This window comes from Burkholderia sp. COPS, assembly GCF_019425585.1.
GTDB lineage: Bacteria > Pseudomonadota > Gammaproteobacteria > Burkholderiales > Burkholderiaceae > Burkholderia > Burkholderia cepacia.
Window position 1 is genome coordinate 464,440 of sequence record NZ_WIXR01000009.1, and the last position, 16,084, is coordinate 480,523.

A 16,084-nucleotide genomic window follows, 5' to 3' on the forward strand; every position below is an offset into this window, starting at 1 on the left:
GCCTTTCAATGAACGGTCCTCTCCGTGCCTGGCCGGCCGGGTTGGCGCGATGCGGGCATACGCGTATCGCGGCTGATCCCGCGCGCCTTCTTCTTCCCGATCCATTCCCCGGTGCGTGCCGCACCGCTGTCGCGCGGGTGCGCTCATGTCGTTGAGCGTGCCGCCCGCCACGGCTCGGCCGCCGCGTGGCGGCCGCCTGATCGAAGTCGATTTCTTCCGCGGCATCGTGCTGTTGATGATCGTCGTCGACCACATCGGCGCGAGCGTGCTGTCGCGCGTCACGCTGCACGCGTTCGCGCTGTGCGACGCGGCCGAGGTCTTCGTCTTTCTCGGCGGTTTCGCGACCGCGAGCGCCTATGGCGCGATCGCCGAACGGCACGGCGCGCGCGCCGCGCAACGGCGGTTCGTGCGCCGCGCGATGCAGATCTACCGCGCGTTTCTCGCGACCTCGACGCTGATGCTCGTCGTGTCGGCCGTGCTCGACCATTACGGGATCGATGCGCCGAACCTCGCGCTCGACGACGTCAGCGTGATGCTCGCTTCGCCGCTCACGGGCCTTGCCGAGCTGCTGACGTTCCAGCGCCAGCCTTATCTCGCGTCGGTGCTGCCGATGTACGTGCTGTTCGCGCTCGCGTCGCCGGTGCTCGTGCCGTTCGCGCGCCGGCGTCCGTGGCTGCTCGTCGCGCTCGGCGTCGCGTCGTGGATCGCGGCGGGCTGGCTTGGCCCCGAGCTGCTGGACACCGACGGATTCCGCTGGAGTTTCAATCCGTTTGCGTGGCAACTGATGTTCGTCGCCGGCGTGCTCGCGCGCTGCCAGCCGTTCTACCGGCGCATCGCGCTCGGCCGCTGGAGTGCCGCGGCGACCGGGCTGGCCTGCGCGGTCGTGCTCGGTTGCGCGAGCTACAAGCTGTTCTCGGGGCTGCCGCTGCCGGAAGGCGTGTTCAAGCGCGATCTCGCGCTGCCGCGCGTCGTGAGCTTCGCCGCCATCGCGTGGCTGATGGCCGATTGCGTACGCTTCGGCTGGATCGCGCGGATCGCGCAGGGCGTGCGGCCGGTCGTGGCCGTGGGCCAGCGCGGGCTGATCTGCTTCGTCGCGGGCGCGGCGATCTCGCTCGTCATCGATTCGCTCCTGCATCCGGTCGTGGGCAGTGCCGACCTGCGGCACGTCGGCGTGGGCCTCGTGGCCGACGCGTGCGCGCTCGGGCTGATGATGGCCGTGGCCGGTTCGGGAACGTGGATCGCGCGGTGGCGCGGTGCGGCCGCGTGAGCGGCGCGGGCGGCACGGAACGTGCGGCGCGGCGTCAGTGAGGTGAGCCGATACGGGAGCGGGGAACGGCGGTCGGGTCGTCGGATTCGGCGTCGTCGCGCTCGTCGGGCGCCGTATCGTCGCGTTCCGCGAGTACCGCGTCGGCTTCGGCTGCTGCCCGGGCGGCGCGCAGTGCGGTGCATCGCTGCGCGTACCGGATGTCCGAGAGGATCCGGAGGAGCCTCGTGGTCTTGCTTTTCATGGTCTTCTCCCGCCAGCGCGCATCGCGGCGGATGCACTGCTTTGCAACCAGTGTAGGACGCAATCGCGTAACCGGCGGGAGAATGTGGCGTACAGGCCGCACGCCGAGGGATAGTCCTTACTGGGCCGTGGCGGCACCCTGCGCCTGCAGCGATTCCTCGCGGCGCTCTTCCGCACAACGCTGGTGCTGGCGCGACAGGCGGTTCATCAGCGGCAGCAGCAGCAGCGCGAGCAGCATGCCGATCGCGGCGAGCCAGCCGAGCTTCTCGAACAGCGACAGGTAGAGCGGCAGCGATTCGGTGGCCGGCAGTTCGTGCGACGGCATCTGCGCGAAGTTCGCGACGACGCTGCCCAGATACTGCGACACGCCCGTCGCGACGAAGTACGCACCCATCATGAAGCCGCTCATGCGCGCCGGCACGTAGCGGGCGATCATCGCGAGGCCAAGGCCGCTCACCAGCAGTTCGCCGAGCGAGTAGAGGCCGTAGCCCCACACCATGAACCACGACGACACGCGGCCGTCCACCGCAAAGCGGCCGCTGATCGTGAACACCAGGTAGCCCGCGGCCACCGCGCCGAAGCCGAGCGCGTACTTCGCGGCGACCGGCAGGTCACGGCCGCCCTTCGCGACGGCGTTGTAGACCCACACGAGCACCGGGCTGAGCAGCATGATCCAGATCGGGTTCAGCGCCTGGAACTGCGCGGCGCTCCACGTGAACAGCGTCGTGCCGAACAGCATGAAGCGCGGATCGACGTTGCGCAGCGCGAACAGCGTCAGCGACGTCGACATCTGCACGTAGAAGATGAAGAACAGGATCACCTGGCCGATCAGCACGAGCGCCGCGATCAGGCCGGCGCGCTCCGAGCGCTCCGACTTCGCGATCATGTACGCGAAGATCGCGAGGATCGCGAACGCTGCCGTCCACACGCTGGCGACGGCGAGCTGCTTGTGCTGCAGCACGTACAGCGTGACCAGCGCGAGCCCGACACCGCCCAGGGCGACCGCGCCGAGGCGCTTCCAGCGGATCGGCTGGTCGTCGGGCAGCGAGCCGACGTGTGCGAGCGTGCGATGCATCAGCATGAAGTTGAGGATCGCGAGCAGCATGCCGCCGCAGCAGACCGCGAACGCGGTGTGCCAGCCCCAGTGATCCTTGATCCACGGCGTCGCGAGCATCGACACCGTCGAGCCGATGTTGACCGCCATGTAGTAGATCGTGAACGCGCTGTCGATGCGCGCGTCGTCGCCTTCATAGATGCGGCGCACGAGGTTCGCCGCGTTGGCCTTGAACAGGCCGTTGCCGACGACGATCACGCCGAGCGACGCGTACATGTACGTCAGCTGGTCGTTCGGTACCGACAGCATCAGGTAGCCGGCGCAGAGCACGGACGCGCCGATGATCATCGTGCGGCGGGCGCCGAGCACCTTGTCGCCGATCCAGCCGCCGATCGACGGCGCGGCATAGACGAGTGCGGTAAACGCACCCCAGGTCAGGTTCGCATGGCTGTCGGTGAAACCGAGCCGGTCGACCATGAAGAGGACCAGGAGCGCGGCCATGCCGTAGTAGCCGAAGCGCTCCCACATTTCGATGAGGAAGACCGTCGTGAACGATCGGGTTTGTGAAACAGGTGGTTGCATCATCAATCTCGTTTGAAACGGACGGCACGGATCGCGCGTCGTCTTGGGGTCGAACTGGCGCCGATGCACAATGGGCCGGGTAAGCTTTGCGCTGGCGATGGAACAGTCGGGCGGTTAGCCCGGGCCGGGGCCTGACTCCGCCTGGTGTGGCGGGGAGGGGCCCCGACCGGCGCGCGCATGGTAACGGCTGCCGGTCCGGTGCGTCTGGTATCCGCCACTTAGGGAAACTCCTAATGTGGCAGTAGCTTTCAGGAACATTCGTCTCATCATTTACTTGTAAGCTTTCATGCCGGCTCTCCGAAGATTCCCGGAGAGCCGCTTGCAGCTTGCCTGTGAAGCCGGCGAGTCTGGCAAGATAGCGCGTCGTTTCGCTCGCTTCGTGTCCCGTTTAGTGCACCGGGCTCAACACCGAAGACGGGTGCGAACCCGAAGACTAAGCTATATCGTTCTAACTTAGTTATTTTCCATCAAACATTTTTTGACGATCACTTTTCGGCCTGCTATGGTTCCCCCCACTGAAAACTCGCGGTCCGCAGATGCTGCCGCCGCTCTGGGCAGCAAGATTCGCGCGTTGCGCCAACGACTCAAGCGCACGCTCGACGACACCGCTACCGCCGCGGGGATTTCGAAGCCGTTTCTGTCTCAAGTCGAACGCGGGCTTGCGTCGCCGTCGCTGACATCGTTGGCCGGTATCGCGCACGCGCTCGGTGTGACGGTGCAGTACTTCGTGGATACGCCGAGCGAGGAACGCTCGGTCTGCCGAGGCGAGCAGCTGCGCTTCTTCGGGTTTGCCGATTCGGCGAACCTGTTCGCGAGGCTGACGAACGTGTCCGAAGGGCGCCAGCTGGAGGCGATCCTCGTGAGGATGCCGCCGGGGCAGAAGCGGTCCGAGGTGACGACACATGCAGGAGAGGAGTTCCTGTATGTAATTGAAGGGGAAGTGTCGCTGACGCTGGAAGGCAAGACGTTCGTCCTGCAGGCCGGTGACAGTTCGCACTATCAGTCGACGGTCCCGCACAGCTGGGTCAACACCGCGAAGATCGAGTCGGTGGTGGTCTGGGTGGGTACGCCGAGGCTGTTCTAACGCACAGGTATTCCTTCGTTTCGAAGACGGAATACCTGTCGAAAGAAACGTAAGGAATACTAAAATGCAATACGAGAATCACGGGCCTCCTCAATCGCTGCGCCCGTCAGCGTCTCACGCGTAAGCCGCGGCATCCGCCGCGCGACGCTCACCGAACAACCCTTCTCAAGACTGCCACGATGAAATCCTTGCATGCCATGTCGGCCGTGCTGGCCGCGCTCGCCCTGACGCCTGTCGCCCACGCCGTTTCCGTTCCTTCGAACGTCGCGCTCGCTCCCCAACAGGACCTGACGCGCCAGGTGCCCGCCGAAGTCGAGTCGCTCGACCCGGCGCACATCGAATCGTGGACCGGCAACACGATCGGCCTCGACCTGTTCGAAGGGCTGGCGCGCATCGACGCAGCCGGCCAGGTCGTGCCGGGTGTCGCGCTGTCGTGGGAACGCAAGACGCCGACGACGTGGATCTTCAAGCTTCGCCACGACGCGAAGTGGAGCAACGGCCAGCCGGTGACGGCCGCCGATTTCGTCTATGCATGGCAGCGCCTCGTCGATCCGAAGACGGGCTCGAAGTACACGATCCTCGTCGAGTTCGTGAAGAACTCGAAGGACATCATCGCGGGCAAGGCCGCGCCGTCGACGCTCGGCGTGCGCGCCGTCGACCCGTACACGCTGGAAGTGACGACCGACGTGCCGGTCGCGTTCTTCCCCGAGCTCACCGCGATGGTGCCGCTCGCACCGGTGAACAAGGACACGGTGACGAAGCTCGGCGACGCATGGACGCGCCCGGGCAACATCGTCAGCAACGGCGCCTACCAGCTCGTCGACTGGCAGCCGAACAACCGCATCGTGATCTCGAAGGATGCGAAATACTGGAATGCGCCGAAGGTCGTGATCAACAAGGTCACGTACCTGCCGATCGAGAGCGACGAGACGGCGATGCGCATGTACCAGGCCGGCCAGATCGACTACAGCTACTCGATCCCGTCGGGGATCTTCCAGCAAGTCAGCAAGCAGTTCGGCGGCGAACTGCGCCAGGGCCTGCAGCTCGCGACGTACTACTACTACCTGAACAACAGCGATCCGGCACTGAAGGACAAGCGCGTGCGCCAGGCGCTGTCGATGGTGCTCGATCGCGACGTGCTGACCCAGAAGCTCACGCAGGCCGGCGAGAAGCCGATGTACGGCCTGATGCCGAACGGCACGAAGGGCGTGCAGCCGTTCACGCCGGACTGGGCGTCGTGGCCGATGGCGAAACGTGTCGCGACCGCGAAGGACCTGCTGAAGCAGGCCGGCTATTCGGACGCGAAGCCGCTGTCGTTCACGCTGACCTACAACACCAACGACCTGCACAAGAAGGTCGCACTGTTCGCGGCGTCCGAATGGCGTACCAAGCTCGGCATCAACACGAAGCTCGAGAACGTCGAGTTCAAGGTGCTGATGAAGCAGCGCCATGACGGCAAGGTGCAGATCGCGCGCGACGGCTGGTTCGCCGACTACAACGACGCGATGACGTTCTTCGACCTGCTGCGTTGCGGCAGCGCGCAGAACACCGTCGGCTACTGCAACAAGCAGGCCGATGCACTCGTCGACGAAGGCAACCAGAAGCTCGACGACAAGGCGCGTGCCGCGCTGCTCACGCAGGCACACGATCTCGCACTGAGCGACACGCCGATGGTGCCGCTGTTCCAGTACTCGGCCGACCGTCTCGTGAAGCCGTACGTCGGTGGCTACTCGCTGAAGAACGTGATCGACATGCGTGCGTCGCAGGACATGTACCTGATCAAGCACTGAGCGGAGCGATCATGCTGGCCTACGCATTGAGGCGTACGTTGTGGGCGGTGCCGACGATCCTCGCGGTCGTCACCGTCTGCTACCTGCTGCTGCACCTGACGCCCGGTGGCCCGTTCGATACGGAAAAGCAGCTGTCCGCGGCGACGCTCGCGAACCTGAACGCGAAGTATCACCTCGACCAGCCGCTGTGGAAGCAGTACCTGATGTACCTGAACGCGCTGCTGCACGGCGATCTCGGCCCGTCGTTCCGTTACGTCGACTGGTCCGTGAACGACCTGGTGCGCAAGGCGCTGCCGGTGAGTCTCGGCGTGGGCGGCCTGTCGATCCCGATCTCGATCGGGCTCGGCGTGCTGCTCGGCACCGTCGCGGCCGTGCGCCGCGACAGCTTCATCGACCGCATCGTGATGCTGATCGGCAACGTCGGCAACGTCGTGCCGCCGTTCGTGCTCGGCCCCGTGCTCGTGTGGATCTTCGCGATCCTGCTGAAGACGTCGGCCGGCAACGGCTGGCTGCCGGCGGGCGGCTGGGGCGACGGCGGCTGGCAGTACCGGCTGCTGCCGATCGTGCTGCTGACCTTCATCAACATGTCGCTGCTCGCGCGCGTGATGCGCGGCTCGATGATCGAGACGCTGTCGAGCAACTACATCCGCACCGCGCGCGCGAAGGGCCTGCCGGGCTCGACGATCGTGCTGCGCCACGCGCTGAAGCCCGCGCTGATGCCGGTCGTGTCGCTGGTCGGCACGGTCTGCATCTCGTCGATCACCGCGGCCGTCGTCACCGAATCGGTGTTCGCGCTGCCGGGCCTCGGCCAGCTCGTCGTGAACGGTGCGATCAACCGCGACTACACGCTCGTGCTCGGCCTCGTCGTGCTGACCACCGTCTGCGCCGTGCTGTTCAACCTGCTGGTCGACCTCGCGTACGCGTGGCTCGATCCGCGCATCCGTTATTGAGCGAGGCACCGCGATGACTCCGACTACTCCCGTCGTCGGCCTGCCCGTGCAGACCGACACGCCGCCGCGTTCGCGCTCGCCGCTCGCGCTCGCCATGGCGCGCTTCCTTCACAACCGTGCGGCCGTGTTCAGCCTCGTGCTGCTCGCGCTGATCACGATCGCGTGTTTCGTCGGCCCGTGGCTGCTGACCGCCGACCCGGCCGCGAGCGACTGGGGCGCGATCAGCCTGCCGCCGACCTGGGCCAACCAGCACTGGTTCGGTACCGACGAGCTCGGCCGCGACCTGCTCGTGCGCACGCTGATCGGCGGACGCGTGTCGATCGAGGTCGGCGTGCTCGGCACGCTCGTGTCGGGCCTGTTCGGCGTCGCGTGGGGCGCGACCGCGGGCTTCGCGGGCGGCCGCACCGATGCCGTGATGATGCGCGTCGTCGACATGATGTACGCGATCCCGTACCTGCTGATCGCGATCCTGATGATGACCCTGTTCGGCCGCTCGTTCATGCTGGTCGTGCTGACCATCAGCGCGTTCTCGTGGATCGACATGGCGCGTGTCGTTCGCGGCCAGACGCTGTCGCTGCGCAGCCGCGAGTTCGTCGATGCGGCGCGCGCGATCGGCGTGTCGCCGGCCACGATCGTGCGGCGCCATGTGGTGCCGAACCTGCTCGGCGTGGTCGTCGTGTACGCGACGGTCTCGGTGCCGGGCATCGTGCTGACCGAATCGGTGCTGTCGTTCCTCGGCCTCGGCGTGCAGGAACCGATGACGAGCTGGGGCGTGCTGATCCAGGACGGCGCGCAGAAACTGGAATCGATGCCGTGGCTGCTGCTGGCCCCGGCCGTCATGCTGTGCGTGACGCTCTACTGCGTGAACTTCGTCGGCGATGGCCTGCGTGACGCGCTCGACCCGAAGGATCGCTGAAATGGGTGCACTGCTGGAAGTAGACAACCTCGGCGTGCGCTTCACGCGCAAGGACGCGCCGCCGGTCGACGCCGTGAGCGGCGTGTCGTTCTCGCTCGAAGCCGGCAAGACGCTCGGCATCGTCGGCGAATCGGGCTCGGGCAAGAGCCAGACCGTGATGGCGCTGCTCGGCCTGCTGGCCGGCAACGGCACGACGTCGGGCGCCGCGCGCTACCGCGGCGACAACCTGCTCGAGATGGATGCGCGCGCGCTGAACAAGGTGCGCGGCGACCGGATCGCGATGATTTTCCAGGATCCGATGACGTCGCTCAATCCGTTCCTGACGATCGAGCGGCAGATGACCGAGACGCTGCAGCTGCATCGCAAGCTGTCGCGCAGGGAAGCCACGAAGCGCGCGATCGAGGCGCTCGAATCCGTGCGTATCCCGGACGCGGCGCGCCGCATCCGCATGTATCCGCACGAGTTCTCGGGCGGGATGCGCCAGCGCGTGATGATCGCGATGGCGCTGCTGTCCGAGCCGGAGATCCTGATCGCCGACGAGCCGACCACCGCGCTCGACGTGACCGTGCAGGCGCAGATCATCGACCTGCTGCGCGAGCTGAACCGCGAGCGCGGCACGGCGATCGTGCTGATCACGCACGACATGGGCGTGGTCGCGGGCCTCGCGGACGACGTGATGGTCATGTATGCGGGCCGCACCGTCGAATACGCGCCGGCCGAATCGATTTTCGCGGCGCCGTCGCATCCGTACACGATCGGCCTGCTCAACGCGCTGCCGCGCCTGACCGACGCGGACGATGCGCCGCTCGTCGCGATTCCCGGCAATCCGCCGATGCCCGGCACCGCGCCGGCCGGCTGCGCGTTCGCGAAGCGCTGCACGTATGCGGAAGAACGCTGCGGCGCGGCGCGCCCCGCGCTCGAAACCTATGGCGCCGTGGGCGCGGTGCGCGCATGCCACCGGCCCGTGGCCGATATGACGGGAGGTCTGCGATGAGCGTCGATGAACGCCGCAATACCGGCGCGACGGACGACACGCTGCTGTCCGTCGATGGGCTGAAAGTGCATTTCCGTGTGCCGCTCGGCGGCTATCCGTGGTCGCCGAAGGGCACGCTGCGCGCCGTCGACGGCGTGTCGTTCGACGTGAAGCGCGGCGAGACCGTCGGGCTCGTCGGCGAATCGGGCTGCGGGAAGTCGACGCTCGCGCGTGCGCTGATCGGGCTCGTGCCGATGACGGCCGGCGTCGTGAAATGGCGCGGCGAAGCCGTCGCGCCCGGTCACCTGCGCGGCACCGCGATGCGGCGCGAAGTGCAGATGATCTTCCAGGACCCGCTCGCGTCGCTCGATCCGCGCATGACGATCGAACAGGTCGTCGCGGAGCCGCTCGTCACGCACCAGGCCGGCCTCGGCCGCACCGAGGTGCGCCGCCGCGTGGTCACGATGCTCGAACGCGTCGGCCTGAACGCGCACCACCTGCTGCGCTATCCGCATGAATTTTCCGGCGGGCAGTGCCAGCGCGTCGGCATCGCGCGCGCGCTGATCAGCGAGCCGAAGCTCGTGATCTGCGACGAACCCGTATCGGCGCTCGACGTGTCGATCCAGGCGCAGATCGTGAACCTGCTGCGCGATCTTCAACGCGAACTGTCGTTATCCTATCTTTTCGTTGCACACGATCTCGCCGTGGTGAAGGCGATCAGCCAGCGTGTGCTCGTGATGTATCTCGGCCGCGTGATGGAGTTCGGCACGCGGCATGACGTGTACGGCGTCCCTCAACACCCGTACACGAAGGCGCTGCTCGATGCGGCGCCGACGCCGGAGCCGGCGCGCGAGCGTGCTCGCCGCCCGATGCTGCTGGCGGGCGAGATGCCCTCGCCGCTCAACCCGCCGTCCGGCTGCGCGTTCCGCACGCGCTGCCCGGTCGCGATCGACGCGTGCGCGCAGGACGTGCCGCTGCCGGAAGTTCGGCAGGGGTCGGCGGCGCGTGTCGCGTGCATCCGCGCGGGTGTGGCGTGAGCTGAAGTGACGCAGCAAACATAACCAAGGCAGGTCAACAGGGGTAGGTGCGGCGCGAACGATCTTCGCGCCGCGGGTACAGGCGCGTCCTTAACCGGGCGCGCCGGGGGGCCGGGAGCGGATCGCAGCCGGCGTGGACGATATCAACACAAGACGAGAATTACGATGAAAAAACAGAAGACGATCGGGACAGCATCGAAAATGCTGCTTGCCTGGGGGCTGCCGGCACTCGCCGGTGTTTCGCTGACGGGCGTCGCGCACGCCGACGACGCGGCCCCCGCACCGCTGACGGTCGCCCAGGCCGCACCGGGCACGACCGTTGCGCAGGCAACGACCCCGAACGCCATTGTCAACGCCGAAGCGACCCAGGCCGTCACGCCGCCCGACGAGCCGTCGGCCCAGTCGCAGTCGAAGGGTTTCATTGCCGACAGCCACCTCAACTTCCTGTTCCGCAACTATGCGGACGTGCTCGACGCCAAGGGCGGCCCGCATCGCCACGCGTGGGTCCAGGGCGCGATGGCGAACTTCGAGTCGGGCTATACGACGGGCCTGATCGGTATCGGCTTCGATGCGTCGCTGTATGCGGCGTTGAAGCTCGACGGCGGCCAGGGCGCCGGCAGCATGGTGCACATCGCGAAGGGCGGCGGTGGCGGCAACCAGCTCGCATGGGCCTATCCCGGCATCTACGACGTGAAGGCGCGCATCTCGAACACGGTGGTCAAGTACGGTCTGCAGGCCGTCGACAACCCGTTCATGGAGCAGCACGACAACCGTGCGCTGCCGCCGACGTTCCTCGGCGCGACACTCGTCAGCAATGAATTCAAGAACGTGATGCTCGAGGCCGGCAGCTTCACGAAGACCGACGCGCGCGGTCACACGACGCTCACCAACCTGACGACGCAATACGGCGGCACGCGCATCAATCGCCTGTCGTACGTCGGCGGCACGTGGGATTACTCGCCGAACGGCGAAATCGCGCTGTACGCGAACCAGGCCGACGACGTGTGGCACCAGTACTACGCGTCGGTGAAGCACAGCATCGGCAGCCCGCAGACGATCAAGTGGACGGGCTTCGGCAACGTCTACTCGACGCACGACACGGGCGATGCGCTGCAAGGCAAGATCAACAACAACGCGTACAGCCTGTCGCTGGCCGCGCAGCACGGCCCGCACGAGCTGCTGCTCGGCTTCCAGCAGGTGCTCGGCGACCAGTTCTTCGACTACCTGAACGAAACGAACGGCATCTTCCTGACCAACTCGATGGACGTCGACTACAACGCGCCGCACGAAAAGTCGCTGCAGCTGCGTTACACGTTCTACGGCAAGGAAGCGGGCCTGCCGGGCTTCAAGGCGATGGTCTGGGGCGTGACGGGCTGGGGCGCGGATGGCAGCGCGAGCGCGGCGCTCGACCCGAGCAAGTCGAGCATCTACTGGAGCAACGGCGCGCCGGTGCAGGGCCGTCACCACGAGTTCGGCTTCATCCCGTCGTACACGTTCCAGAGCGGCAAGCTGAAGGACACGAAGGTCACGTTCATCGCGATGTGGCACGCCGGTTCGGCACACTACTCGGACGCGACGAACACCGAGTACCGCCTGGTCGTGAACCTGCCGCTGCACGCGTTCTGATCGAAGGGGGCATGCGCCCCCGCATCGCACGGCCGGCTTTCGATCGAAACGATCAGGCCGGCTTGTGCAGCCCCGCGACCGGATCGTTCGCGGCCGGCATGTCTTCCACGAGCGACGTGAGCTGGCGGCCCGTATCGCGCCAGGCGTCGAGGCCGCCGCGCAGCGCGAGCGCATCGGTGAAGCCGGCGTCGAGCAGGCGCTTCGCCATCAGGGCCGCCGTCACTTCGTTCGGGCACGAGCAGTACACGACGAACTTCTGCGAGAGCGGATAGCGCGCGACGATGTCGCCGATCTGGCGATCGTCGGCGAATTGCGCGCCGGGAATCGTGAACGGGTCGAGCTTGCGATGCTCGGGCGAGCGCACGTCGAGCACGACCGGCGCGGTGGCGTCGCGCAGCAGCAGGTCGAGTTCGTCGACGCTGATCCGCGCATTGGCGAGCTGGCGGATCAGCGCGCGGCGGCGCATCCAGCGGATGGCCGCATACACGGCGAGCAGCGCGACGATCACCAGCAGCACCGCACGGCCGAGGTGGCTCGCACCGGCGAACAGCCAGTCGATCTGCCGGTAGAACACCAGCCCGGCCACCAGGCCGACGATCGTCCACAGTGCGGCGCCGAGGGCATCGTAGCCGGCGAACGTGCGGTAGCGCGTGCCGAGCGCACCGGCCATCGGCACCGACACGAGCGACAACCCGGGAATGAAGCGCGCGACCGCGAGCACGCGCACGCCGTAGCGGCCGAAGAAGCGTTCGGTCTTTCTCACGCAGGTATCGCGCGACAGCGACAGCCGGCAGATCGTCTTCAGCGTCGTGCCGCCGTAACGGCGCCCGGCGACGTACCACACGGTGTCGCCGATCAATGCGCCGAGCACCGACAGCGCCACCACCGTCACCAGTTGCGAGCCGATCATCTCGGGATGCATCGCGGACATCGCGCCGAACAGCACGAGCGTCGGCATCGCGGGCACCGGCAGGCCGATGGCCGCCGCGAGCACGTTGGCGAAGACGAGAAGCGGCCCGTATTGGGCGACGAGGTCACGGAGCATGACGGCTGGCCGAAAAGGACATGCGTGGGCAGGAAACGCAGATGGGCCGATTATCGGCCTTTTTCAAGACGACGGCGGGAATGACGGAAAGCGCCTGACGGCGGCAGGGGCGCGGTGAGCCGACGCGCTGCGAGCGGCTCACCGTTCGGAATCAGGAGGAGGTGCGGGCGAGCGACGCGGCGCCGTGGTTTTCGCCGGGCAGCTCGGCGCCGTGCGAGCGGATCGCCGCGATCAGTTCGGCCGGCGTGATCTCGTAGCGGACTTCGCGATGGATGCCGGGCTTGCGTTCGTCGATCTCGATCAGCAGCACGCTTTTGCCGTCGCCGGTTGCCTCGAGCCGGAGCGAGCGCAGTTCGCGGCCGTCGGCCGGGTCGTGTTCGGTGAGCAGGGTCATTGCCCCGGATGAGCCGGTAGTGCGCATCGAACCTATCCTCGTATCGTGGATGCCGTAGTGGCGAAGATGTCTTTGTTGAATGCAGCCTGACGCAGTTTAACGCGAACGGGCCGCAAGTCGGAGCATTTTCGCGCGCCGAAATGAGGGCTGAACCACCGATCCTTCTGATGTTTGAGCCGCGCGGGGCGGGCGTTTGCGCCGGATCGGGGCCGGCCGCGGCCGGCGCCCGAGCGTCGTTCTCGGCCGGCCCGGCGCGGGCGGCGAAACGCGGCGCAACGCGTGTCGCCGCGGCGGCATCAGAAGCGGTCGGCGAGCCCCATCGCCGGGTCGCTGACCGAGTGGCGGCCGGTTTCCACGCGGCCGGCGACGCGGCGCGAGAAACCCGGGTCGCTGTCCGCGGTGACGATGAAGTCGTACCAGTGGCCAGTCGAGTCGAGCTTCCAGTCCAGTTCGGCCTGGTCGCCGGCGCGCACCGTGACCGTCCAGGTGGTACCGGTGCCGCGACCCTGGCCGTTGCCGTCCTCGATGCCATGGTCATGGCCGTGATCGCGACCGTCGTGTGCGCCGCGGCCCGGGAGCGGCCCGTAGACCTGGTTCGACTTCACGGTGAAGCGCACCGTGCCGCCGCCGTGGTTGCGCAGCCGCAGGTGGAGGTTGCCGCTCGCGCCCGCGTAGCCGACGCGGACTTCCGGATGGGGCGCGCGGGCACCGGCCAGGCGGCTCAGGTCGCCGGTGAAGCGGCGGTGATAGCCGTTCGGGCCCAGCACCCACAGGTCATATTTGCCGCCGTCGTCGGCGCGCGCCGCCCAGTCGCCGTGCAGCGTCTTGCCCGGTTCGACGACGTAGCGCCGCGGCAGGCGGTCGAGGTGCAGCTTGTCATAGACGTGGAACACGGCGGCGGCGCGGCCCGTATTCGCGAACTTCAGCGTGAGCGTGCCGTTGCCGGCATCGGCACGCGCGCTCGCATGCAGTTCGTAAGGCAGCGCGCGCGACGGGCGCACGCCGGTCGCCTGCGCCGGCAGCGACGGCGCGGCCGGCGGCACGATCTTCGGCGCGGCCTGCTGCGCGGCGCTCAGCGCGTCGACCTGGCTTTTCGTCGTATGGCCCGCGAGCGTCGGCAGCGGTTCGTTGTTCGGCGAGCGGAAGTTGAACGCGCTCGTCAGGTCGCCGCACACCGCGCGGCGGTACGCGCTGATCTGCGGCTCTGCGACGCCGAAGCGCTTTTCGAGGAAGAGCAACGTCGACGTATGGTCGAACACCTGCGAGTTGACCCAGCCGCCGCGGCTCCACGGCGACACGATCCACATCGGCACGCGCGGGCCCGGGCCGTACGGGCGGCCGTCGATCGCCGGCTGGCTCGACGTGGCCGGCGTGAAGTCGTGGTACTCGACCGCGACGTCGGCGTCCCGCAGCGTATGGCCGCCCGCGAGCGTGCCGTCGGCGTTGCGCGACGGCACGGCCGGCGACGGCATGTGGTCGAAGAAGCCGTCGTTCTCGTCGTAGTTGACCAGCAGCACCGTCTTGCTCCATACCTCCGGGTTCGCCGTCAGCGCATCGAGCACCGCCTGCACGTACCAGCCGCCCTGCGCGGGGCTCGACGGCCCCGGGTGTTCGCTGTACACGGACGGCGGGATGATCCACGACACCTCGGGCAGCTTGCCGTTGCGGATGTCGTCGCGGAATGATTCGAGGAAGCCGTACGGCATCGTGTTGCCGAACCCCTTCGCGAGCGGGCTCAGCGGATCGTCGATTGCCGGATCGTAGAACGCGCCGGCCGCCGTCACCGGCTGCGTGATGTCCGTCGACGCGACGTAGGCGGGCCGGCGCGCGGGCGGCATCTGCTCGATCGCCGCGCGCCAGTGGCGGAAGCTCATCATCTCGTTGCAGCCGAAGTTGTCGATCAGGCTCTGGTAGACCTTCCAGTTCACGCCGGCCTGCTGCAGCCGGTCGGCGTAGGTGGTCCAGGTCCAGCCCTGGCTCGACGGGCCGATGTCGTTGCCGCCGTTGAACTGGTTGTTCAGCGCGGCGATCTTCACGCGGCTGCCGTCGGCCGGGCTGATGCCGTTCGGGCCGTTGGTGCCGCTCCAGTAGAACAGGCGGTTCGCGATCGTGCCCGTGTGCATCCCGCAGTGATAGTGGTCGCACAGCGTGAACGCATCGGCGAGCGCGCGCTGGAACGGGACTTCCGCCGCGTCGTAGTAGCCCATCGACAGCGGGGTCTTCGCGTCGGGCCAGCGGTTCATCCGCCCATGGTCCCAGGCGGCCTGCGCATCGGCCCACGTGTGCGGCGTGCCGCCCGCGCGCTGGGCGTTGCCCTGGCTCGCGTCGAGGTGATACGGCGTGACGGTGGCGGCGGGCGTCGGCTTCGTGTACGTCTGGTAGAACACGTTGCGGCCGTTCGGCGACGGCACCGCAAAGCGGTCGCCGTAGCCGCGCACACCCTTGAACGTGCCGAAGTAGCTGTCGAATGCGCGGTTCTCCATCATCAGCAGCACGACGTGCTTGACGTCCTGGATGGTCCCCGTTTCGTGAAACGCGGGAATCGCGAGCGCGCGGCGGATGCTCGGCGGAAACGCGGCGAGCGCGGCGGCGGCGAGGCCGGAAGTGGCGGTCTGCTGGAGGAATGTGCGGCGTGACGTCATGGCGTTCGGGTCCTGTGATGATGGGAGCGTTCGTGACTTCGTCTGGCGGTGCCCGTGCGTCGCCCGCCGGGGCGATGCGAGCGGCATGGGCGGTCGGGTGCGGCGGCTGCGCGTGGCGGAAGTGCGCGCATCGCGCGCGATCCGTGGTGTCGCGCGGATGCCTGGGCCGGTGCCGCGATCCTGCGCGACGCGCGCTCGTGATGCGCGGGGCAGGACGTCGGCACGCACCGGCCCGGTACGTGCCGGATTGGGCGGCGCCCAGTCTAGGGAGCCGACGTGACGTCGACGTGATGAAGGCATGACATCGCGTGTCGCGTGCGTGACGTTGCGTGCGCAACGATCGATCGGGAAGCATCGGGAAAGATCGGGAAGCGATGCGTGACGGAAGCGGGTAAGGAATTACCGGTTTCCGGTCGCCGGGCCGGTCAGATTTTCCCTGCGCGTGGAGGCGTGGCTTGAGCGCCGGTCGTTGCGGGTGCAACGG

13 protein-coding genes are annotated in these 16,084 nt (G+C 67.5%); 8 read left to right on the forward strand and 5 right to left on the reverse strand.

Annotated elements, in window-relative coordinates; translation table 11 throughout:
• The first annotated feature begins 145 nt into the window (after positions 1–145).
• Positions 146–1,267 carry an OpgC domain-containing protein gene (locus tag FOZ70_RS08020; protein WP_059553144.1) on the forward strand — a complete coding sequence of 374 codons (1,122 nt, stop codon included), beginning with the start codon at positions 146–148 and terminating at the stop codon, positions 1,265–1,267.
• Positions 1,268–1,301: 34 nt separating this feature from the next.
• Here FOZ70_RS08020 and FOZ70_RS08025 read toward each other — a convergent pair whose 3' ends face one another.
• The gene (locus FOZ70_RS08025) at positions 1,302–1,508 is read right to left on the reverse strand and encodes a hypothetical protein (protein WP_219705466.1); all 207 of its coding nucleotides are present in this window, start codon (positions 1,506–1,508) and stop codon (positions 1,302–1,304) included.
• A gap of 117 nt (positions 1,509–1,625) precedes the next feature.
• The gene (locus FOZ70_RS08030) at positions 1,626–3,146 is read right to left on the reverse strand and encodes an oligopeptide:H+ symporter (RefSeq protein ID WP_027790315.1); all 1,521 of its coding nucleotides are present in this window, start codon (positions 3,144–3,146) and stop codon (positions 1,626–1,628) included.
• Positions 3,147–3,645: 499 nt separating this feature from the next.
• Between FOZ70_RS08030 and FOZ70_RS08035 the strand changes: the two genes are divergently transcribed.
• The 7 genes from FOZ70_RS08035 to FOZ70_RS08065 all read left to right on the forward strand — a co-directional run bounded on the left by FOZ70_RS08035 (position 3,646) and on the right by FOZ70_RS08065 (position 11,519).
• Positions 3,646–4,227: a cupin domain-containing protein gene (locus tag FOZ70_RS08035; RefSeq protein WP_021162455.1), complete on the forward strand. Its 582-nt coding sequence runs from the start codon at positions 3,646–3,648 to the stop codon at positions 4,225–4,227.
• Between the two features lie 179 nt (positions 4,228–4,406).
• Entirely contained in the window at positions 4,407–6,017 is a 1,611-nt protein-coding gene (locus tag FOZ70_RS08040) for a peptide ABC transporter substrate-binding protein (RefSeq protein WP_042977043.1), read from the forward strand.
• A gap of 11 nt (positions 6,018–6,028) precedes the next feature.
• Positions 6,029–6,967, forward strand: a complete 939-nt coding sequence (locus FOZ70_RS08045) for an ABC transporter permease subunit (RefSeq protein ID WP_021162452.1) — start codon at positions 6,029–6,031, stop codon at positions 6,965–6,967.
• A gap of 13 nt (positions 6,968–6,980) precedes the next feature.
• Entirely contained in the window at positions 6,981–7,883 is a 903-nt protein-coding gene (locus FOZ70_RS08050; RefSeq protein WP_021162451.1) for an ABC transporter permease subunit, read from the forward strand.
• Position 7,884: 1 nt separating this feature from the next.
• Complete coding sequence (locus FOZ70_RS08055) at positions 7,885–8,877, forward strand: ABC transporter ATP-binding protein (RefSeq protein ID WP_048023803.1); 993 nt, start codon at positions 7,885–7,887, stop codon at positions 8,875–8,877.
• On the forward strand, positions 8,874–9,893 hold the full coding sequence (locus tag FOZ70_RS08060) for an oligopeptide/dipeptide ABC transporter ATP-binding protein (protein WP_219705469.1): 1,020 nt from the start codon (positions 8,874–8,876) through the stop codon (positions 9,891–9,893). Before FOZ70_RS08055 ends, FOZ70_RS08060 begins: the two co-directional genes overlap by 4 nt.
• 165 nt (positions 9,894–10,058) lie before the next feature.
• Positions 10,059–11,519 carry an OprD family porin gene (locus FOZ70_RS08065; RefSeq protein WP_021162448.1) on the forward strand — a complete coding sequence of 487 codons (1,461 nt, stop codon included), beginning with the start codon at positions 10,059–10,061 and terminating at the stop codon, positions 11,517–11,519.
• Positions 11,520–11,571: 52 nt separating this feature from the next.
• Here FOZ70_RS08065 and FOZ70_RS08070 read toward each other — a convergent pair whose 3' ends face one another.
• The 3 genes from FOZ70_RS08070 to FOZ70_RS08080 all read right to left on the reverse strand — a co-directional run bounded on the left by FOZ70_RS08070 (position 11,572) and on the right by FOZ70_RS08080 (position 15,600).
• Positions 11,572–12,564, reverse strand: a complete 993-nt coding sequence (locus FOZ70_RS08070; RefSeq protein ID WP_021162447.1) for a DedA family protein/thiosulfate sulfurtransferase GlpE — start codon at positions 12,562–12,564, stop codon at positions 11,572–11,574.
• Between the two features lie 151 nt (positions 12,565–12,715).
• On the reverse strand, positions 12,716–12,985 hold the full coding sequence (locus FOZ70_RS08075; protein WP_011353737.1) for a hypothetical protein: 270 nt from the start codon (positions 12,983–12,985) through the stop codon (positions 12,716–12,718).
• 269 nt (positions 12,986–13,254) lie between these two features.
• A complete protein-coding gene (locus FOZ70_RS08080) occupies positions 13,255–15,600 on the reverse strand; it encodes a phospholipase C, phosphocholine-specific (protein WP_219705472.1) in 2,346 nt (781 codons plus the stop codon).
• Positions 15,601–16,084: the final 484 nt, after the last annotated feature.